Below are 17809 nucleotides of genomic sequence, written 5' to 3'. Positions count from 1 at the left end.
TACCTAAAGCTGCCGGCCCCGACGATCCCAGTCCTGGCGACGGGCTTCTTCCTCGTCCCAGAAATGACCGTCGTAGTGGCGCACATAGAGCAGATAGGCGGTGAAGACCGCGCAGATAATCAGCATTGCCAGCATGAGGTAAAGAAAGGGACCCCAAGCTTGATTCCACCGGAATGCAATTTGCACGATTGCGTTTACGGCCATGAAGGACACCATGACCAGCTGCCAGCGAAATCCGCCCCGCGTCATACGCGGCTCAAGGCGATTCCGACCCTCAGGCATATTCGGAGCCTACAGCCGGAGGAGCTTTCTGTCATGAGCTAACACCGGCCCCGCCACCGAGCAGTATGAGTGCCGTTCACCGTCGGCAAATCACGGAGGCGGCTACTCCCGTCCCATGAATACCCGTGCATGCCAGTTCGAAAGCAATGAAAAGTAGGGGTGCCAAGACCTCCGTCGCCCCGGCGTCGGTCGCTGAGTTGCCGTGCTTTGCGGAGCCAGGTGTCCCGGCGAGCTGCAGTAAGCGGCTGAAGAGGTAACACGATGTCGCCGCCCTGGGCGAATCACACCAAATTCCGTTTCATCATGCGCTGAAGTGCGGGAACCCCTTAATCCCGCGTTGCAGGCGCGCGCCGTGCTTCTTCGGCCGCTCCAGTGCGGCGCGCCGCCGCCGCACCGCTGCGAAGGCGGGCGTAGTCGTTCTGGCGCTGCAATCGGTCCAGGCGCCGACGGACCATTCGTCTATAAAGAGGAATACCAACAAATGGCCTTACCATTATACTGGTCGGAAGGAGGAGGCTGCATGTCACGTACCGACGATTCTGCATCACCGGACGATCCGCGGCGCCTTCGTCGCGACCACCACCTCATCCAGTCAGCGAATCTCGGATTCTCGGTCGCGCAGGCAATGGCGGCCGTCGCCGTGCCAATCCTGGCCGTGTACGCGGGGCACCCCATCGAGCTGATCGGGATCATTGTCGCGGTCTCTGCGGTGTCGCAGACCGTCGCGCGCCTTGGCATGGGCACCCTGATGAGCCGGCTGCCCACCAAGCACTTCATTGCTGCCGCTACGCTGCTGCTGTCTGCATCCTGTTTCCTCCTCGGCTTCAGCACCGAGTTGTGGGCCTTCATCATTGCCCAGCTCCTGCAAGGAGCCGCGCGCGCGTATTTCTGGACCGGAAGCCAGACGCATGTTGTCCGCGCGTCCGAGTCCGCCGTCACCGCGCTCTCCCGCCTGAACGTGGTTCAGGGCGTAGGCCAGCTGATCGGACCGGCACTCGCGGGCTTCATTGGTGCCTGGTCCCTGCAGATGTCCCTCCTGGCAGCGGGCGCACTCGCGGCGATCGCGCTCGCGCCGGCGATCGCACTCGTCAGATTTGCCCCGTTCCCACAGCGGAGCCGCCACGGCACCGGGCGCCCTCGGCAGATCTGGCGTCAGCCAGGTGTCGGCATGGCTGCCAGCATGGCGGCGGTCGCGGGTGCGTGGCGCGGCATCCTCAATTCCTACCTGCCCGTTATCCTGACCGCGGCCGGCCACAGCATTCCCGTCGCCGGCGCGCTGATGACGGTCGCCAATCTCGCGTCCCTTTGCGGCAGTGCGTTCTCCCGCCGCATCCATGCCGCGGGTCCGCGCGTCGCGAATGCGATCGGCACGGCGGGGGCAGGCCTCGGACTTGTGCTTGCGTCGTTTTTCCCGAATCCGATCTGGGTAGTCGCTGTGGGGCTCACCATCTCGGGCCTCGGTGCCGGGATTCTGCAGACGGTCGGTCCGGCATTGGCTGTGGATTCCATCAGCGAAGAGGATCGTGGGCGTGCCATCGCATCCATCGGGACGTTCCGGTCAATATCGCTGTTCGTGTCCCCTCTGGCGACCGCAGGGCTCATCCTCATCGTTCCCAGCGCTGCTATCGCCGCGGGGATCGCCGGTATCATCATTTCTACGCCAACCCTGTCTACTCTGATCAGACGCAGAGGCCAGGCGAGGACGTCCCAGGAAGGCACCCATGACCACGACGAAGACTTTGCGAACTGACCGCCCCGTGAGAACGGTTTCCACCGATCTGTTCATCCCGATCGAGGCGCAGCGTTCCTCTCAGACGGTCGCAGACCGGATCCGGACCATGATCCAGGAGGGTGTGATCGCCGTTGGGGATCGCCTGCCATCCGAACGGGACCTGTGCGATCAGCTGGGCGTGAGCCGCGTCACGGTCCGTGAAGCGCTGCGGATCCTTGAGACGAACGGGCTGGTCACCGTCAAGGTCGGCGTGAGCGGCGGTGCGTTCGTCACAGTTCCAACGATCGACGTCGTGCGCGACAGCATCGGCGACCTTCTCGCACTCTCGGCTCTGACAGCGGCAGAGATCACGGAGGCGCGGACGCTTCTCGAACTGAGTGTGGTCCCGCTGGTGTGCGAGCGTGCAACGGAGTCAGACATTGCGGAGCTCTACGCCATCTGCGACCGCACCCTCGCGGAGCGCGAGCGAGGCGACTACAACGTTCGCACATCCCTGAGCTTCCACCTCCGCGTCGCCGCAGCCGCGCACAACCCCGCGGTCCTCATGCTGCTCACGTCGATTCAGCAGCCGATCCTCCGGTCACTGCAGGACGCGGGCCACCACGACACCAGCGGCGTCGAGGAACACCGCCGCTTCACCGATGCCATCGCCGCCCGCGACGTTGAGGCCGCAATCGCCATCATGCGCGACCACCTCGGACGAACGGCGGCCCGTGTGGTCCAGGGCTAAGGCACGCCCCAGCCCTTGACAAACAAAGCCAAATCAAGGATGCTCATTATCACAAATGGTCTAACCATTACGCGGTTGTAAACATTCCCGCGTGAAGATACGTCCCAGGAGTGATCAATGCGGATCGAAGCCAAGAGACATTTATGCCAGAGCTACGGCAACTGCGTAGCCGTCGACCCGGAGCACCTCGACCTCGACGACGAAGGGCTCGTCGTGGTCACTCGGGATTCCGTCGCGGACGGCGAGGTCGCAGCCGTCCAGGCGGGAATCCGCAGCTGCCCCGTGAACGCGCTCGTCCTCGTCGACGGAGAGTGACCGTGCCTACCCTCACCGCTGCCCCGCCGCGCATAGTCATTGTCGGCGGTTCCGTCGCTGGTGCACGCACCGCACAGGCGCTACGCTCGCAGGGCTTTTCCGGCGAACTTTTCGTCATCGAGCCCGAGGCCGGGGAGGCCTACGACCGGCCGCCACTGTCCAAGGAGTATCTGACCGGCGTCTGGTCCCGCGCGCAGCTCGACCTGATCCCCGGTGGCTGGGCGTCCGTGGACACCACGGTCATCCCGGCGCACGCCACAGCGCTGAATGTGCAGGAACGCCAGATCACGCTCTCCGACGGACAAGTGATCGGCTACGACGCACTGGTGATCGCAACGGGTCTCTCGCCTCGGCGTCTGGTCGCGGATGACGGTGAACCGATCGGCCACGTTATCGGCACGGCGTCCGACGCTGATGCCCTCCGCGACCAGCTCCGCCATGGGGCTCACGTCGTCGCGGTAGGCGGCGGGTTCATCGCCGCCGAAGCAGCGTCCGTGGCCCGCGAGCTCAGCCTTCCGGCCACGATCATCACCCGCCGCGGCACACTGCTCGAGGGCAGCCTCGGTGCCGTCGTCGGTGCGCACATCGCGGCCACCCACCGCGATCGCGGCGTCGACCTGCGGACGGATGCACGCATCACCTCAATCGCCCGTGACGGCAGCGGCGCCGTGATCACACTGGTCGGCGGGGAGCGGATCCACGCCGACGTTCTCGTCGCCGGCATCGGATCAGAGCCCAACACCTCCTGGCTCCGGGACTCGGGCATTCGGGTCGACGCCGGCGTCATCACGGACGCCCGGTGCCGCGCCTTCGGCGCTGCCGGGGTCTACGCTCTGGGGGACGTCGCGCACTTCTACGACGTCCACTCCGCCAAGCTCCGCCGGGTCGGCCACTGGACGAACGCTGCCGACCAGGCGACCGTCGTCGCCCACAACCTCCTGCACCCGCAGGATCCGATCGGATACCGGGAGGCCCCCTACTTCTGGTCGGACCAGTTCGGCGAGAAGATCCAGGTCGCCGGACACCCGGATCAGGATGCCCACGTCGATCTCCTGACGCTGGACGGCCCCATCCCGCGTCGGATCGCGATCTACTCGCACGGCGATGACGACGGTTGCGGCGCGGTCGTCACCTTCGGCTGGCCCCGCGGCATGGTCGCCGTGCGCCGCTTGATGCCGCTCGAACCGACGACCGCCGAGATGCTTGGCGAGCTCGAGAAACTCGCAGCGGGCGCACGCCTTGTCGCCGCCGTCTGAAGCCGGTCCTTTTCTTCCCGTTCCGTACACGAAAGTGAGTTTTCACGATGACCACAAACATCTGTTCCAGTTCAGAAACTTGTCCGACGTCAGAAACGTGTCCCACGCCGGCATCTCAGACCGAGGACCCGCGCCGCGCCCGTGATCTGGTCGACTTGGAGTCCGGGCAGATCAGCCGGGAGGTCTTCTTCAACCAGGAGATCTTCGATCTCGAAATGCAGAATCTGTTCCCCCGTGCCTGGCTTTTCGTCGGCCATGCCTCGCAGATCCCGAACCCGGGCGACTACTTCTCGTCGTGGATGGGCAGCGACCCGGTCCTGCTCACACGCGACGTGGACGGTGGGATCTACGTGCTGCTGAACTCCTGCCGCCACCGCGGCATGCGCGTGTGCCGTTATGACGAGGGCAACACGATGCAGTTCACCTGCCCCTATCACGCATGGTCGTATTCGATGGACGGCAGCCTGGTTAACGTCCCTGGGGACCTCTTTGGCGTCCCGCATATGAAGGCCGCCTACAGCGGCAAGCTCGATAAGCAGAACTGGGGCCTTGTGCGCTGCCCTAAGGTCTACAACTACAAGGGCCTCGTCTTCGCCAACTGGGATGAAAACGCGGAGGACTTCCTTGACTACGCCGGCGACTTCCACTGGTGGCTGGACAACCTTGCCGATGCCTTCGATGGCACCCCCGGCGACACTGAGGTCTTCCACGGTGTACTCAAGTGGCGCATCAAGTCGAACTGGAAGTTCGTCTCTGAAAACTTTCTCGGCGACACCTACCACGGCGCATCGACGCACGCCTCGGTCGAGGCCATCGGCATCGGCCCTGGCGGCCGCGGCAAGCGCCGCCACGGCGAACGTCAGGACGAGGGCGGCCACTCGACGGGCCGTATGAAGACCTCGTTCCGCAACGGTCATGGCGCCAGCGACAACCTCGCCTATGAAATCGCCTATCCCCAGTTCGTTGAGCCGGAGATGAACGAGTACTTTGACCAGGCCTGGGCGACCCGCAAGGAGCGCCTGGACGCGGAGGGCCGCCTCCTCGGCGGTCGCGGGCCGGCGACGATGTTCCCGAACATGTCGTTCGCGGCCGGCTTCCCGCGGAGCATCCTCGTCGCGCATCCGATCAGCCCCACCGAGACCGAGGTGTGGCGCTGGTTCCTCAGCGATAAAAAGGCCCCCGAGCACGTGCGTGAGTGGCTGCGCCAGTACTACATGCGCTATGGCGGCCCTGCGGGCATGACCGAGCAGGACGACATGGAGAACTGGGACTACGCCACCCAGGCGTCCAAGGGCGTCGTTGCCCAGCGGTACCCGTACAACTACCAGCAGGGTCTCGGCACCGAGCAGCTCTCTGAGCTCGATCGTGCGGTGCATTCCAACCACGCGATCTCCGGCGAGGTGAACGCCCGGGCCTTCTACCGCCGCTGGTCGGAGTTCGTCGACAACCTCAGCTGGGACGAGCTCCTCGAGATCGCGAAGTCGGACGATCGGATTGACGCGATTATTCGCCGTCAAGAGGAAGACGCGGTTGCGGAAGCCGCCGCAGGGAAGGTAAGCCACTGATGTCGACGCCGGACTACTCGAAGGGACAGGACCGCTGGGCGCTGCTGCAGGAGGTCTCCGAGTTTCTGTTCATCGAAGCGGACCTCCTGGACGAGCGCCGCTATAACGAGTGGCTGGATCTGCTCGCAGACGACTACCAGTACAGCGTTCCGCTGCGTATGAACGTCGAATATGCCGAGGCGGACACCCGCGGCGAGACGAAGTCCGGGTCCGAGGTCTGCTGGTTCGATGAGCCGAAATCTACTGTCGAGCTGCGCGTGATGCAGCTCGCCACCGGCGTGCACTGGGCCGAGGAACCCGTCTCCCGGGTCTCGCACCTGGTGACGAACGTCCGCATCGAGGAAGTTACCTGGCCCGAGGTCAAGCTCTCGAGCCGATTCCTCGTTTACCGTAACCGCGTGGCCGACGAGACCGACTTCTTCGTCGGCCGTCGCAAGGACACCCTCCGCAAGACGGACGACGGGTGGAAGGTCGCTAACCGCTACCTGCTGCTGGACCAGACAGTGCTACTCGCGAAGAACCTTTCCGTCTTCCTCTGATGATGGGCGCCGTCCGAGACGACGGCTCCCTCCCTCGTTCCCGCCCTGCTGAAGGTGCTCTCCCCGGTACCTTCCGCAGGGCGGGAACCTTTTGCTGGGAGAAGACTGGAGTCTGCCTGCTGCCGAAACGAAAACACAGCCCAGCTATCCGGTCTCCTCGGTCGGCAATACCCTCCGTCTCCTCCTGATGTTCAAAGAGCGGCAGCGCCTCCGCTTATTCGACGCCGCGCACGAGCTCGGCGTCTCGGCATCCACCGCCTATGGGCTCCTCGCGATGCTGCAGTCCTACGGCTTCATCGCCAGGAGCCTGGGGTCCGGACCGTACGTCCTGGGCTCGGCGCTTCTGGACTTGGGCCTGTCTGCCGTGCGGAACATGGATGTTCGCTCGCTGGCACGTCCCATCCTCGCGGACCTGGCCCTAAGACTGGACGAGTCCGTCCACCTCGTCTTCCTCGAAGGCGACAACGTCCGCTACGTGTACAGCGTCGAGGGACCGTGAGCAACTGCGAATAGCGGATCGCACAGGTCAGGTGTTCCCTGCGCATACCAGTGCCATGGGGGCGCGATGCTTGCAGACTCCCACCCGACCACCTCGCGGGGACGCTTGCGCGGGCTCGCTGCCTAGGACGTCGACGTCGCCGCCCTCGAATGCGCAGCTTCCTCAGATCCGCCAGCTGGGCTACGCGCTCAACGCTCGTCCGGATGACGTCACGTCCTTGGCGATGACCGTCGAGGATCCGCGTGGCGCAACGATCACCGCGATCAGTGCCGCCGGCCCATCGACCCGTATAGCTCAGCAGGGGCAGAAGCAGATCGCCCGCCGGCTTCACGCTGCGGCCGCGCAGTACGCGCTGCTCCCAAATGAATGTCGATGCCCGCCCGGCAGGAGTGCCGGCCGGGCATCGACCGTGTTCACGTAGTGCTCAGCGCACAGCGAGTCCGGCGTGTCCAAGCCGCGCTCGGTGGTAGTTCCAGACGAAACCGTCGTTGAACGTTGAGCCGAGGTCGGGCATCACCGCCATATCAGCCTCCGGGACCTCGTAGCTCACTGTTCCCATCGAGCTCGCGTTCACAAGCATCCGCGCCAGGATCTCCACATTCAGCGCGCGTACGACCGCCTGCTCGACCGTCGCGCCCACCGTCACGATCCCGTGTCCGCGCAGAACCAGCGCCGGTGCCGTGCCGAGGGCGGATGCGACTTCCCGTCCAAGCTCGGCCGTGTTGATCAGAAGGCTGCGCGGGTAGGTCGGGATCCCCTCAGCGGCCATGCGCATTGCCGGGATGTTGTACGCGCCGACAACGGGTAGCAGGGCGACACCGGCGAGGTCGGCCGCGATGACCGCAGGAGCGTGCGCGTGCACAACCGCCTGCGCGTCAGGGCGCGCCGCCAGCACCTCAGCATGGATCGGAAGTTCATTCGGCGCCTGGAATCCCCCCTCAAGCGCGCGCTCGGGGACGACTTCGTGGATGTCCCCCGGCTGGGTGAACAGCAGCCCGCTCTCCTGTGGCCCGCGACAGCGGATCGCGATGCCGGCGTCGGTGCGCAGGCTTACGTGGCCGAGGACATCCTCCGCTAACCCGGCATGGGCGATAATTCGGCAGGCCTCGGCGAGTAGCTCTCGTGCCGATGCGTCGAATGCCATCAGCTCTCCCGCACGGTCGTACGCAACTGCGTCAGAAGCTCCGTGCTCTCGGGGTAGGGACGCTTCGCGTAGTCTCCTTCCGCGGCGGCGCCGAAGAATTCCGCGGCGGCCGACAGCGTTGCGCTTGTAACACCGAGCGAGTCGGCGAGAGCGGTGGCCAGCTTCATGTCCTTGGCGATCGTCGTTGCGGGCGCATGCTTTGCCACCGCTCGTTTATTTCCGCTGTAGTACTCCACGACGCCCTTGAACCCGCCGACGACACCGCTTGACCGCTCGAGCGCATCGATCACCTTCGCGACGTCAAGACCAGCCTGCTGGGCGATGACGAGGGCCTCCGCCACAGCGAGGTGGGTCGCGTACTTCACGTGCTGGTGCACGAGTTTCGTGGCGAAACCATCCCCCAGGGCGCCCGCGTAGAGCAGCGTCCCGGCGACGTCCTGCACGATTGACTCCGCGCCGCCGAGTACCCCCGCCTCGCCGCCGATCATGACGGTGAGGTTCGGGGCCGTGCCGGACACCGGCGCATCGACGTAGCGGGCACCGTTGCCAAGCGCCGCGACACGCTGCGCGACGTCCTGTGCGAGTTCCGGGTCTCCCGTCGTCATATCCACGATCAGGGCACCCGCACGAAGCCCGGCAAGCACTCCGGCTTCCTCGTCATAGAGCACCTCACGCACTGCCGTGGGATTCGGCAGGGCAAGGAAAATTACATGGCTCTGTTCTGCGAGTTGGCGGGGACTCACCGACGGAGCGGCCCCGATCATCGCCGTTGTCGCGACGCGATCCGTGTGCCGGTCCCATACCGCGACCGAATGGTCGGCCGCGATGAGACTCGCGGCGAGGGCCTTGCCCATCCCTCCGAGTCCGACGACTCCCACGTGATTTGGATCCATAACTTTCACCTTTCATGCACCATTGCCTGGAATGCACCGCTGCCGCAACCGGATTCAGGCATCCTCGTCCCGGGCGGCATCATCTGCTTCTCGCGGAGCGATATCGCCTCCCAAACATATTGGTTAGTCCATTGACATGGCAAGACCAATGGCCATAAGCTCCTGAAGATAAGTTTTCCGGACCGCGAAAACCCCTTGCCCTGCTTTGAGTACGGGCGTTACAGGGATCGACCTGGCAAGGACGCCAGAAAGGAGCGCCAATGCTTGACGCAATCTGGAGCGCGCTCGGCGAGGCCCTCAGCCCGATGTCGCTAATCATGCTGCTTATCGGCGTTGTGATCGGCTTTCTCGTCGGCATCCTCCCGGGCATCGGCGGTGCGGTCACGCTCGCCCTGCTCATCCCCGTGACCTTCGGCATGGATCCGGTGCCGGCCTTCTCGCTTCTGCTGGGCATGTATGTCGTGTCCGCGATCGCCGGCGACTTCACCTCAATCCTGTTCGGGATCCCCGGTGAGCCAACGGCAGCAGCCATGGTGCTCGACGGCTATCCGCTTAATAAGAAGGGGCAGGCCGGGCGCGCGCTTGGCGCCTCCCTGTCAAGCTCGGCGATAGGGTCGATCTTCGGTGCGGTCCTGCTCATGGCGCTGATCCCTGTGATGCGGCCGCTCATCTTGAGCATCAGCGCGCCCGAACTGTTCGCCGCGGCCGTGCTCGGCCTGACGTTCATCGCGTCGCTCTCCGGCGGTATCATCCACAAGGGCCTGGTCATGGCCACGATCGGCGTGCTCCTCTCGCTCGTCGGGCTCGATCCGAACCTCGGCATCGAGCGGTACACCTTCGGAAGCCTGCACCTCTGGGAGGGCATCGGCATTGTCCCCGTCGTCGTCGGTCTCCTCGGCGGTGCCGAAGTGCTGCAGTCCATGCTCGACAAAGACGGTGACACCAAGACGGCCGTGCCGCCACACCTTGGCGGCATCCTCGTCGGCGTCAAGGATTCCTTTCGCCACTGGTCGTTGATGCTGCGCACCAGTGCCATCGGTGCCGTCCTGGGAATGATGCCCGGTCTCGGAGGATCGGTGTCCCAGTTCATCGCCTACGGCCACGCCAAGCAAACCTCGAAGCATCCCGAGGAGTTCGGCAACGGTTCGATCGAGGGCGTGATCGCCGCAGGTGCGACCACGACAGCGAAGGACGGGGGCCACCTCGTACCGACGATCGCCTTCGGCGTGCCGTCGGGCGCGAGCATGGCGGTGCTACTCGGCGCGTTCCTGATCCTCGGCCTGAATCCTGGCCCCGAGATGCTGGGCGAGCACCTCAACGTGACGCTCTCGCTCGTGTGGATCATCGTGCTGAGCACGATCGCGGCTGTCATCCTCGGCTACCTGCTGATCCGTCCCCTTGCCAAGCTCACCTCGGTGACCGGAAGGCTGCTCGTACCGTTTCTCATCACGATGCTCACCATCGGCGCATTCTCGAACACCAGCTCGCTCGACGACGTCTGGATCATGCTCGTCTTCCTCGCCATCGGCGTGATGTGCAGCCGCTTCAAGTGGCCCCGCATCCCGCTGCTGCTTGGTCTGGTGCTCGGCGAGATCCTCGAGCGGTACTTCACCGTCAGCTACGCGCTGTTCCAGTTCAACTGGCTCAGCCGGCCCGGCGTGATCGTCATCGAGGTCATCATCGCCGGCATGATCCTGTTCACCGCGGTCCGCACCGCTCGCAAAAAGCGCGCCGATAAGCGCGAGCTCCTGGCCACCGGAGGTCTCGTATGAGCACCGAAATGATCCACTCCATCGAAGGCGACGGCGAGGGCGGCTCGCGGGGGCGCCACGTGCACAAGCCCGATCTGATCATCACATCCGTGCTGCTCGTCGTGTTCGTCGTGGCGTTCCTGATGGCCACGGGCTGGAGGGACCTCGCCGCCTACTTCCCTCTCGGCGTCAGCGGCGTGGGTGTGATTGCCAGCGCCTCCTTACTCGTACGGGTGCTGTTCTTCCCGCCCAAGCCGGCCGCCCCGAAGACCAACGTGCCCGAGGCCGCCAAGTCGGTGGCCGAGCAGGAGTACGAGTTCTTCAAGAACCTCTCGACGCGGGACTGGATCACCTCGCTCGGCTGGCTCGGCGGCTTCTTTGTCGCACTGTCGGTCTTCGGTATCTACCTCGCCATGGTCGCCTTCACCGTAGGTTACCTGCGCTTCCAAACCGCCAAGTCGTGGTGGTTCGCCGCCATCTACGCGGCCCTGCTCGGCGGCGTCATCTACGTGGTCTTCGCGATCGCCCTCAAACTGCCGCTGCCGGGCGGGCTGCTCGGCCTCGCCTGAGCGCCCGTTTCCCTGCTCTCCCTTCCCGCGTCACCGCCCGGCCGCCTATGGTCCGGGCGCACCAAAATCGAAAGGACCCGTCCCAATGCGTAAGCTCGCACTCGGCCTCGCCGCCCTCGCCCTCGCCGGCGGCGCACTCACAGGCTGCTCGTCGGCAGGTGCCACCGGCGCGTCAACCTCCCCGGAGGACGCAGCGGCCAAACTGAAAAACCAGACGATCACGCTGGTCGTCCCGTTCGACCCGGGCGGGGGCTACGACGCCTACGCCCGCATGTTGGCCCCGAAGCTTGCCGACGAGCTCGGCGCTACAGTAATTGTCGAGAACAAGCCCGGCGCGGGCGGCATCCTCGCCACGAACGAGTCCGTGCACGCCAAGCCGGACGGGAAAACCCTCGTGCTGCTCAACGGCCCCGGCCACCTCGGTGCTGCGATCGCGAAGACCAACGGCGTCCGGTACGACGCGAAGACAATGAGTTACATCGGCCAAATCAGCTCCGAACCCGACGTGCTCGCCACCAGCAAGTCCTCCAGCATCGCGTCAGTGGACGACATCGCTGGCAAACGCTTCGCGGCCACCGGCCCCGGCTCAAACGAGTACATCGACGCCGTAGTTCTGAACCAGCTCCTTGGCATGGACAACCAGGTCGTGACCGGTTTCAAGTCCAGCAACGAGGCCAGCCTCAACGTTATCCAGGGCAACGTCGAGCTGCATTCGCGCTCGTTCGGCAGCCAGCAGCCAGGTATCAACGCCGGCGATCTTAAACCGATCCTCGTCATCGGCGAGAACACCGGTGAGAAGGAGATCAAGGACGTCGACAACCTCCTCGACGTGGTGAAGGGCGACCAGAAGGAACTCGCAACGCTGCACACGAAGCTCATCTCCAGCGGCCGCCTCCTCGCGGCCCCCCCAGGAATGGACCCGGGCACGCTGCAGACAATCCGCGACGCCTTCGAGAAGGTCATGACCGATAAGGCCTTCATCAAGGCTGCCGCCGACACCAAGCGGCCGGTCCACTATACGAGCGGCGACGACGTGCAGAAGCTCGTCAACGACGTGATGGGCTCACCACAGGAGTACGTCGACCTCATCACGAAGGCCTACACGGGCTGATCACCGACGTTCAACAGGGTGTGTCCCAGAAACCCTCCTGGGACACACCCCGTCTTTGCGTCAGGACCGAGGTAAGGCCGACCCGGATGCCGGCGAGATGACCTTTGCCCGGAAGAGCGTGCGCGCCATGCGCGCGAAACGATCGATAACGAGCGGCAAGGGCAAGCCCGATTGGCTACGGACGTTCTCCGCCGGCACCGGATCCGTCCCCACGCAATCACCCGCATCCATTGCATAATCAACGATGCCCTGCGCGAGGATGACGCCGTCCTGCTTGACGACCGCGCAAGCGCCGACCACGCCCATCGGTGTCCAAATCGTTCCGCCTGCCTGCAGGCTCACCTGCATTCCCAGCTGGCGCAACGAGGCGAGCACCCATTCAGACGCGGCTTCGAGCGGGTCCTCCGTTCCGCTGATCCCGAGCGTTTCCCTGGTGGCGATCGTCGACCACAGGATGGCCGCAGGTCCGGCAGCAAGCCACTGCCCACCGGGCGTGGGGCGCGCAACAACGGGCACGTCCTCCCGCGGCGCTGTGCGAGACGCTTCCTCCGCGACCAGCACGACGGTCCGGTCCGGCTGCCAGAGACGCATCACCGCCCCCCGTCGTCCCGCAGAGACGTCCGAAACGAGGCCGAGGTCACGGGCGACGCCATCGAGGGGAGCTCGCGGCTCCGGCTCCACATGAAGCTCCCAGCACGGACGCATGCTTCCATCATAGGGGCCTGGTTCGGGACGAACGGGCGGCGGAAGTCAGTGACAATCTCAATGACCGGTCGACACACCACCGGATCCTCGGCTCTCCCGATCCAGGGTCTCGTCATGTCCGCGTCATGTCCAAGTTTTCCGACCCGTTCGCTGGGGAAGGGCCAACCAAGGCGTGTGAAGCGTCCCCGATCGTTGGCGAGCCGGTCTTCTAGGACGACCGCGGTCCATTCCGATACCTGGACGAGAGACTATCGGGCCTGGACGGTGAGCCCTGCGGGCTTTCGAACCACAACCGTTTGCTGGACCCTGACCATTCCTCTACAGACACATCACCGCCTTTGATTGTCGGCGCTCGAACACCCACCGTCCCCGTTGTTGCAACGGCAGAGCGGGCATCGAAGCCATTAGAACGACATCAGGGTGGTCAAGAACAAAGGCCTATCACTGCCTCTGCTGTACAGAACTTTTATCTGGACAGCAGTAAAGTGATGTGTTTCACTTGTACAACCACGGATCTGACACGAAGATGAGGGAGAGCCGAATGAGTTTTGAACCAATGGGACGCCGCGGATTTATCAAGATCACAGCGGCAGCGGGCGGGACGTTATTTCTGGGAGGCCTCACGGCGTGCGGCCAGGACAGCGGCGGCAGCGGCGGGGGTAAGAAGGGATATTCCGGCGACGTTGCTATTACTGGTCTGGCCAGTCTTATTCATTCCGCTCCCTTCTTTATCGCCCAGTCGGAGGGCTACTACGAGGAAGAGGGGCTGACCCTTGAGCATATTCAGTTCCCAGGGGGGCTTGACACTGTTCGAGGAATCGAATCCGGCATAGGTTTCGGTACGTCGTCCACTATTCCCGTCTTTATCGCGGCCGAGAAGGGCATGGACGTAAAAATCTTCGGCAATGTTTATACGGCGGCTTCTGTCGACTTCATTGCGCTGCCCGACTCTCCCGTCACCTCCATTGAGGATGTCAGGGGCAAGAAAGTGGCAGTCAGCACGCCAGGATCAAACTCCTCGTATTTCGCAGACCGCACGCTGCGGGCCGCTGGCTTAGTCCCAGGCAAGGACGTTGAACTTATCAGCGTCGGCTCGGCGAGCGATTCGTGGACCGCCGTCTCCCAGAAGGTTGTTGACGTCGCGTGGACGGCTTCGCCGCTTTCCGAGAAAATCGCCTCCGAGAGCGGAGCGAAGGTTATCTGGCGTTCCCGCGACTATGTAACGGACTGGTCGGACACCTGCCTCGTCGCGACAGGATCGTTCATAGACGAAAATACCGAGGCGTTGAAGGGCTGGGGCCGTGCGCTCAAGAAGGCGATGGACCTGATTACCAACGACCTGGAAAAGGCCGCCGACGCCTACGGGAAGGCAATCAAATACGAGCCCAAGGTGGCTCTTGAGGCGCTGAAGAACTCGCAGAACTTCTACAGCCTGGACTTCACCGATGCCCAGCTGGCCGCCGTCGTCGCCGCCGGTAAAGAACAAGGCCAGATCACCAAAGAACCGGACATGAACGCCATCGTTATGAGGAACTTCCTTTCATGAGCCAGATATCCCCGATCGATTCAGTAGGACACGACAGTGACGTCGTTTTCGACAATATCGGAATGACTTTCGGCACCGCGACAGGAGTCACCCACGCAGTCGCTAACGTTTCGGGCGCCATACCGGAAGGCAAATTCGTTTCCGTTATCGGTCCCAGCGGCTGCGGAAAAAGCACCTTGCTTGACATGGTCGGCGGCCTGCTGAAGCCCACGCAGGGTTCGGTCAGCATAAACGGTGAAAGCGTGACCGGCCCCCGGCGGGACACTGCCATGGTGTTCCAAGAAGACTCCACCCTGCACTGGCGCACGGTCCTGGACAATGTCGCTTTCGGCCTCGAGGTCAAAGGCGTCCCGAAAGCGGAGCGCCATGAGCGCGCCCGCCGAATGATCGAACTTGTCGGGCTCACCGGTTTCGAGGACCACCGCCCCGGCCAGCTTTCCGGAGGAATGAAGCAACGTGTTGCGATCGCACGGGCCTTGGCCATGGAGCCGCGCGTCCTGCTCATGGATGAGCCTTTTGGCGCCTTGGACCAGCAGACCCGGCAGTTCATCGGCCGGGAACTGCTCCGTATCTGGGAAAAGACACGCAATAGAGTCCTGTTCATCACCCACGATATCCAGGAAGCCGTGTACCTTTCCGACGAGGTTTGGGTCATGTCAGCTAGGCCCTCCGTTGTCAAAGAGGTGGTAACCATCGATCTGCCACGGCCCCGGCCGGAGGGAACCCACGCGCTGCCAAGGTTCCGTGAGTTGGAAGACCACCTCTGGGCGCTGGTAAAGGTTGAGGCGGAGAAAACGTTGGGACCAGGGGCGCGGCTGGCGTGAGCGTTCTGGAGAAGACCCCGGCCGTGCCGGCCAAGCAAAAGGCCGCTATGGTACCGCGTTCATCGCTGGTCCGTTGGGCAATCATTGTGACGCTTGTCGTTGTCCTTGAGCTCACTACCAGAACCGGCATGATCAGCCGGTCCCTCATGGTGCCACCATCGGAGATTCTGACCCGGCTGGCCTCGATCGTCCCGACGGAACAGTTTGGCCAGGACGCAGCCCGAACCCTTACTACCATTCTGGTGGCGTTCACCATCGGACTTGTGCTGGGAGTCCCGCTCGGGGTTTTCTTGTGGCGGGTACCGGCTGCAGGGCGCATCCTTGAGCCCTTCATCGTCACCGGCTATGCAATGCCCACTTTGTTGTTTTATCCGGTTCTTTTGGCCGTGATGGGACTCAACGCGGGACCGATCATCGTTATAGCCGCATCGATGTCCCTGATTCCAATTGCGCTGACCACGATGGTTGCCCTGAACGCCATCAAGCCTATTCTTCACAAGCTCGCCAATTCGGTCAGCGCCTCCCCGCGGCAGTACTACTTAAAAGTTCTCTTTCCGGCGGCGACGCCGCTTATTTTCCCGGGCGTGAAGCTCGGATTTATCTACGCCGTCATCGGCACCGTTGCCATGGAGTTCATCCTCGCGTCCCAAGGAGTCGGCTTCCGCGCCGGCTTCTACTACCGGGAACTGAACACAGCAGACATGTGGGCCTATATCGCTGTTGTCATCGTCCTCAGCGTACTGGTCAACAGCGTGCTTACCTGGCTGGAGAAACGCATCAGAAGGGACATGCTGTGAGTACCGATGTAACGATTCCTTCGTTGCCGACAGTCACCACTCAACAGAGTGCGAACAGATCCAGGGTCATCCGGGACAACGTGTGGCGTGCTGCCGTGTTGGTGGCCTTGGTGCTCCTGTGGGCACTGCTGTCTTCCATGAGTGACCTCGTCGCTTCGCCCACTGACTCGCTCAACGCGCTGGCGAAGCGCTTCGCCGATGGCTCCATTTACCGGCACCTCAACGCGACCTTGCAGGCGGTGGCTATCGGTTTCCTCATCGCTGCTGCCATAGGCTTTCCACTGGGCTATGCCATTGGCCGGAGCAAGTTTCTCGGTGCCGTCTTCGATCCCATCGTCGCAGGCGCCTTCGCCATCCCGCGCGTAATCTTTTTTCCCATCCTTCTCCAGATTTTCGGAGTGGGTGTGGGAGCGCAATCGGCGATGGCCGCGCTGGCAGCGGTATTCCCCATCATGGTCTCAACAACCGCAGGCGTCCGCGCCATCAACCCGCTCCTGCCCAAGCTGGCACGCTCGCTGAGCCTATCCCCGCTGCAGACCGTGACCAAGATATACATTCCGGCCATGGCACCCTCGCTCATGGTTGGCATCCGTATCGGTTTCAGCATCGCGTTCATCAACGTGATCATCGCCGAATTCTTCGCTGCGCGTGCCGGTCTCGGGCTTTTGGCGCTGCGGGCCTACGGCATGCTGGACCTGCCAACCATGTACGGCATCATCGTGCTCCTCGCTGCGATCGCACTGGCCGGGAACCTCGCCCTGTGGGCAGTCGAACGGCGGCTGGGCAACAAGGTCTAGCCCCAGGGGGCCTGCACGCCCGCTTGCCTACGTGTCTGAGTACTGAAACGCTCTAAGAAAGGGGAAAGCATGTCTGCGACTGCTGCCCGAGAGGAATACCAGAGGTTAAGGTCCCAATTCAAGGAAAAGGGACTGGGCGGAAGGATCGGTTTCGGGAGCCGCCCGGCGCTTCTGGTGGTTGACATGATCCGCGGATTCACGGATTCAAGATCGCCCTTGGCCGGAGACCTTGACGAACAGCTAAAGGCAGCCCAGGAACTTCTTGGAAGAGCTCGGGGCGCTGGCGTTCCGATCATCTTTTCAACTGTCGCGTACGACACCGACCTGCAGGAGGCCGGTAAATGGATCCGGAAAATCCCGTCCAACAGCTGGTTGGTTGAGGGAAGCGAATGGGTGGAACTCGACGACAGGCTCGAGCGCCAAAACAATGAAATGCTGCTCGTGAAAAAGTATGCATCCTGCTTTTTCGGCACCGATCTCGCGGCCCGTCTGGTGTCCAAAGGCATCGATACGCTGATCCTCATCGGCTGCACCACCAGCGGATGCATCCGGGCTACCGCCGTGGATTCATGTTCCTACGGATTCCACACCATCGTTGTTGAGGAGGGCGTCGGAGACCGGGCCGAACTGCCGCACCTCGCCAGCCTTTTCGACATTGACAACAAATACGGCGATGTTGTCGGTCTGGAAGAAGCAAACACCTATCTCGAACATGTCCGCGGGTAAGCCCGGCACGGCGCAGAAATCGCCGTGC

At 63.3% G+C, this 17809-nt stretch carries 20 protein-coding genes; 16 read left to right on the top strand and 4 right to left on the bottom strand.

Annotated elements, in window-relative coordinates:
• Nucleotides 1–3: 3 nt before the first annotated feature.
• On the bottom strand, nucleotides 4–204 hold the full coding sequence (locus ASPHE3_RS21065) for a hypothetical protein (protein WP_236820718.1): 201 nt from the start codon (nucleotides 202–204) through the stop codon (nucleotides 4–6).
• Between the two features lie 598 nt (nucleotides 205–802).
• On the opposite strand from ASPHE3_RS21065, the gene ASPHE3_RS21060 reads away from it, so the two are divergent.
• From ASPHE3_RS21060 to ASPHE3_RS22985, 8 genes are all read left to right on the top strand, one after another.
• A complete protein-coding gene (locus ASPHE3_RS21060) occupies nucleotides 803–2032 on the top strand; it encodes an MFS transporter (protein WP_013603164.1) in 1230 nt (409 codons plus the stop codon).
• The gene (locus tag ASPHE3_RS21055) at nucleotides 2004–2744 is read left to right on the top strand and encodes a FadR/GntR family transcriptional regulator (RefSeq protein WP_011689763.1); all 741 of its coding nucleotides are present in this window, start codon (nucleotides 2004–2006) and stop codon (nucleotides 2742–2744) included. Before ASPHE3_RS21060 ends, ASPHE3_RS21055 begins: the two co-directional genes overlap by 29 nt.
• Nucleotides 2745–2861: 117 nt before the next feature.
• Nucleotides 2862–3059 (top strand): ferredoxin, encoded by a 198-nt coding sequence (locus ASPHE3_RS21050; RefSeq protein ID WP_011689764.1) that lies wholly within the window; start codon nucleotides 2862–2864, stop codon nucleotides 3057–3059.
• 2 nt (nucleotides 3060–3061) lie between these two features.
• Nucleotides 3062–4315, top strand: coding sequence for an NAD(P)/FAD-dependent oxidoreductase (locus tag ASPHE3_RS21045; RefSeq protein ID WP_011689765.1), 1254 nt, complete (start codon nucleotides 3062–3064; stop codon nucleotides 4313–4315).
• A gap of 47 nt (nucleotides 4316–4362) precedes the next feature.
• Nucleotides 4363–5880: an aromatic ring-hydroxylating oxygenase subunit alpha gene (locus ASPHE3_RS21040; RefSeq protein WP_011689766.1), complete on the top strand. Its 1518-nt coding sequence runs from the start codon at nucleotides 4363–4365 to the stop codon at nucleotides 5878–5880.
• Nucleotides 5880–6419, top strand: coding sequence for a 3-phenylpropionate/cinnamic acid dioxygenase subunit beta (locus tag ASPHE3_RS21035; RefSeq protein WP_013603163.1), 540 nt, complete (start codon nucleotides 5880–5882; stop codon nucleotides 6417–6419). Before ASPHE3_RS21040 ends, ASPHE3_RS21035 begins: the two co-directional genes overlap by 1 nt.
• A gap of 187 nt (nucleotides 6420–6606) precedes the next feature.
• Nucleotides 6607–6918 carry an IclR family transcriptional regulator domain-containing protein gene (locus tag ASPHE3_RS21030; RefSeq protein ID WP_254363180.1) on the top strand — a complete coding sequence of 104 codons (312 nt, stop codon included), beginning with the start codon at nucleotides 6607–6609 and terminating at the stop codon, nucleotides 6916–6918.
• A gap of 55 nt (nucleotides 6919–6973) precedes the next feature.
• Entirely contained in the window at nucleotides 6974–7339 is a 366-nt protein-coding gene (locus tag ASPHE3_RS22985) for an IclR family transcriptional regulator domain-containing protein (protein ID WP_409372062.1), read from the top strand.
• Between the two features lie 3 nt (nucleotides 7340–7342).
• Here ASPHE3_RS22985 and ASPHE3_RS21025 read toward each other — a convergent pair whose 3' ends face one another.
• Both ASPHE3_RS21025 and ASPHE3_RS21020 read right to left on the bottom strand, forming a co-directional pair.
• Nucleotides 7343–8062 carry a class II aldolase/adducin family protein gene (locus ASPHE3_RS21025; protein WP_011689769.1) on the bottom strand — a complete coding sequence of 240 codons (720 nt, stop codon included), beginning with the start codon at nucleotides 8060–8062 and terminating at the stop codon, nucleotides 7343–7345.
• Nucleotides 8062–8916, bottom strand: a complete 855-nt coding sequence (locus ASPHE3_RS21020; RefSeq protein WP_254363178.1) for an NAD(P)-dependent oxidoreductase — start codon at nucleotides 8914–8916, stop codon at nucleotides 8062–8064. The genes ASPHE3_RS21025 and ASPHE3_RS21020 overlap by 1 nt, the downstream gene beginning before the upstream one ends.
• A 299-nt stretch (nucleotides 8917–9215) precedes the next feature.
• On the opposite strand from ASPHE3_RS21020, the gene ASPHE3_RS21015 reads away from it, so the two are divergent.
• From ASPHE3_RS21015 to ASPHE3_RS21005, 3 genes are all read left to right on the top strand, one after another.
• A complete protein-coding gene (locus ASPHE3_RS21015) occupies nucleotides 9216–10727 on the top strand; it encodes a tripartite tricarboxylate transporter permease (RefSeq protein ID WP_013603161.1) in 1512 nt (503 codons plus the stop codon).
• Nucleotides 10724–11275 (top strand): tripartite tricarboxylate transporter TctB family protein, encoded by a 552-nt coding sequence (locus ASPHE3_RS21010; protein WP_011689772.1) that lies wholly within the window; start codon nucleotides 10724–10726, stop codon nucleotides 11273–11275. The genes ASPHE3_RS21015 and ASPHE3_RS21010 overlap by 4 nt, the downstream gene beginning before the upstream one ends.
• Nucleotides 11276–11360: 85 nt before the next feature.
• Nucleotides 11361–12386, top strand: coding sequence for a Bug family tripartite tricarboxylate transporter substrate binding protein (locus ASPHE3_RS21005; RefSeq protein WP_011689773.1), 1026 nt, complete (start codon nucleotides 11361–11363; stop codon nucleotides 12384–12386).
• A 60-nt stretch (nucleotides 12387–12446) separates the two neighbouring features.
• Here ASPHE3_RS21005 and ASPHE3_RS21000 read toward each other — a convergent pair whose 3' ends face one another.
• A complete protein-coding gene (locus ASPHE3_RS21000; RefSeq protein WP_232223687.1) occupies nucleotides 12447–12977 on the bottom strand; it encodes a lipoate--protein ligase family protein in 531 nt (176 codons plus the stop codon).
• A gap of 655 nt (nucleotides 12978–13632) precedes the next feature.
• On the opposite strand from ASPHE3_RS21000, the gene ASPHE3_RS20995 reads away from it, so the two are divergent.
• The 5 genes from ASPHE3_RS20995 to ASPHE3_RS20975 all read left to right on the top strand — a co-directional run bounded on the left by ASPHE3_RS20995 (nucleotide 13633) and on the right by ASPHE3_RS20975 (nucleotide 17781).
• Nucleotides 13633–14637, top strand: a complete 1005-nt coding sequence (locus ASPHE3_RS20995) for an ABC transporter substrate-binding protein (RefSeq protein ID WP_254363176.1) — start codon at nucleotides 13633–13635, stop codon at nucleotides 14635–14637.
• The gene (locus ASPHE3_RS20990; protein ID WP_011689776.1) at nucleotides 14634–15461 is read left to right on the top strand and encodes an ABC transporter ATP-binding protein; all 828 of its coding nucleotides are present in this window, start codon (nucleotides 14634–14636) and stop codon (nucleotides 15459–15461) included. The genes ASPHE3_RS20995 and ASPHE3_RS20990 overlap by 4 nt, the downstream gene beginning before the upstream one ends.
• Entirely contained in the window at nucleotides 15458–16258 is an 801-nt protein-coding gene (locus tag ASPHE3_RS20985; RefSeq protein WP_011689777.1) for an ABC transporter permease, read from the top strand. The genes ASPHE3_RS20990 and ASPHE3_RS20985 overlap by 4 nt, the downstream gene beginning before the upstream one ends.
• Nucleotides 16255–17055, top strand: a complete 801-nt coding sequence (locus ASPHE3_RS20980) for an ABC transporter permease (protein WP_013603159.1) — start codon at nucleotides 16255–16257, stop codon at nucleotides 17053–17055. Before ASPHE3_RS20985 ends, ASPHE3_RS20980 begins: the two co-directional genes overlap by 4 nt.
• A 69-nt stretch (nucleotides 17056–17124) precedes the next feature.
• Nucleotides 17125–17781, top strand: coding sequence for an N-carbamoylsarcosine amidohydrolase (locus tag ASPHE3_RS20975; RefSeq protein ID WP_011689779.1), 657 nt, complete (start codon nucleotides 17125–17127; stop codon nucleotides 17779–17781).
• Nucleotides 17782–17809 lie beyond the last annotated feature (28 nt).

Origin of the sequence: Pseudarthrobacter phenanthrenivorans Sphe3, from assembly GCF_000189535.1 — a bacterium.
GTDB classification, from domain to species: Bacteria; Actinomycetota; Actinomycetes; order Actinomycetales; family Micrococcaceae; genus Arthrobacter; species Arthrobacter phenanthrenivorans.
This window is presented reverse-complemented; position numbering and strand designations above follow the sequence as displayed.

Coding starts and splice junctions, on each gene's coding strand:
- ASPHE3_RS21065 (WP_236820718.1), bottom strand. CDS start 204: ATGGCCGTAAACGCAATCGTGCAAATTGCATTCCGGTGGAATCAAGCT.
- ASPHE3_RS21060 (WP_013603164.1), top strand. CDS start 803: ATGTCACGTACCGACGATTCTGCATCACCGGACGATCCGCGGCGCCTT.
- ASPHE3_RS21055 (WP_011689763.1), top strand. CDS start 2,004: ATGACCACGACGAAGACTTTGCGAACTGACCGCCCCGTGAGAACGGTT.
- ASPHE3_RS21050 (WP_011689764.1), top strand. CDS start 2,862: ATGCGGATCGAAGCCAAGAGACATTTATGCCAGAGCTACGGCAACTGC.
- ASPHE3_RS21040 (WP_011689766.1), top strand. CDS start 4,363: ATGACCACAAACATCTGTTCCAGTTCAGAAACTTGTCCGACGTCAGAA.
- ASPHE3_RS21035 (WP_013603163.1), top strand. CDS start 5,880: ATGTCGACGCCGGACTACTCGAAGGGACAGGACCGCTGGGCGCTGCTG.
- ASPHE3_RS21030 (WP_254363180.1), top strand. CDS start 6,607: ATGTTCAAAGAGCGGCAGCGCCTCCGCTTATTCGACGCCGCGCACGAG.
- ASPHE3_RS22985 (WP_409372062.1), top strand. CDS start 6,974: ATGGGGGCGCGATGCTTGCAGACTCCCACCCGACCACCTCGCGGGGAC.
- ASPHE3_RS21025 (WP_011689769.1), bottom strand. CDS start 8,062: ATGGCATTCGACGCATCGGCACGAGAGCTACTCGCCGAGGCCTGCCGA.
- ASPHE3_RS21020 (WP_254363178.1), bottom strand. CDS start 8,916: ATGGGCAAGGCCCTCGCCGCGAGTCTCATCGCGGCCGACCATTCGGTC.
- ASPHE3_RS21015 (WP_013603161.1), top strand. CDS start 9,216: ATGCTTGACGCAATCTGGAGCGCGCTCGGCGAGGCCCTCAGCCCGATG.
- ASPHE3_RS21010 (WP_011689772.1), top strand. CDS start 10,724: ATGAGCACCGAAATGATCCACTCCATCGAAGGCGACGGCGAGGGCGGC.
- ASPHE3_RS21005 (WP_011689773.1), top strand. CDS start 11,361: ATGCGTAAGCTCGCACTCGGCCTCGCCGCCCTCGCCCTCGCCGGCGGC.
- ASPHE3_RS21000 (WP_232223687.1), bottom strand. CDS start 12,977: ATGCGTCTCTGGCAGCCGGACCGGACCGTCGTGCTGGTCGCGGAGGAA.
- ASPHE3_RS20995 (WP_254363176.1), top strand. CDS start 13,633: ATGAGTTTTGAACCAATGGGACGCCGCGGATTTATCAAGATCACAGCG.
- ASPHE3_RS20990 (WP_011689776.1), top strand. CDS start 14,634: ATGAGCCAGATATCCCCGATCGATTCAGTAGGACACGACAGTGACGTC.
- ASPHE3_RS20975 (WP_011689779.1), top strand. CDS start 17,125: ATGTCTGCGACTGCTGCCCGAGAGGAATACCAGAGGTTAAGGTCCCAA.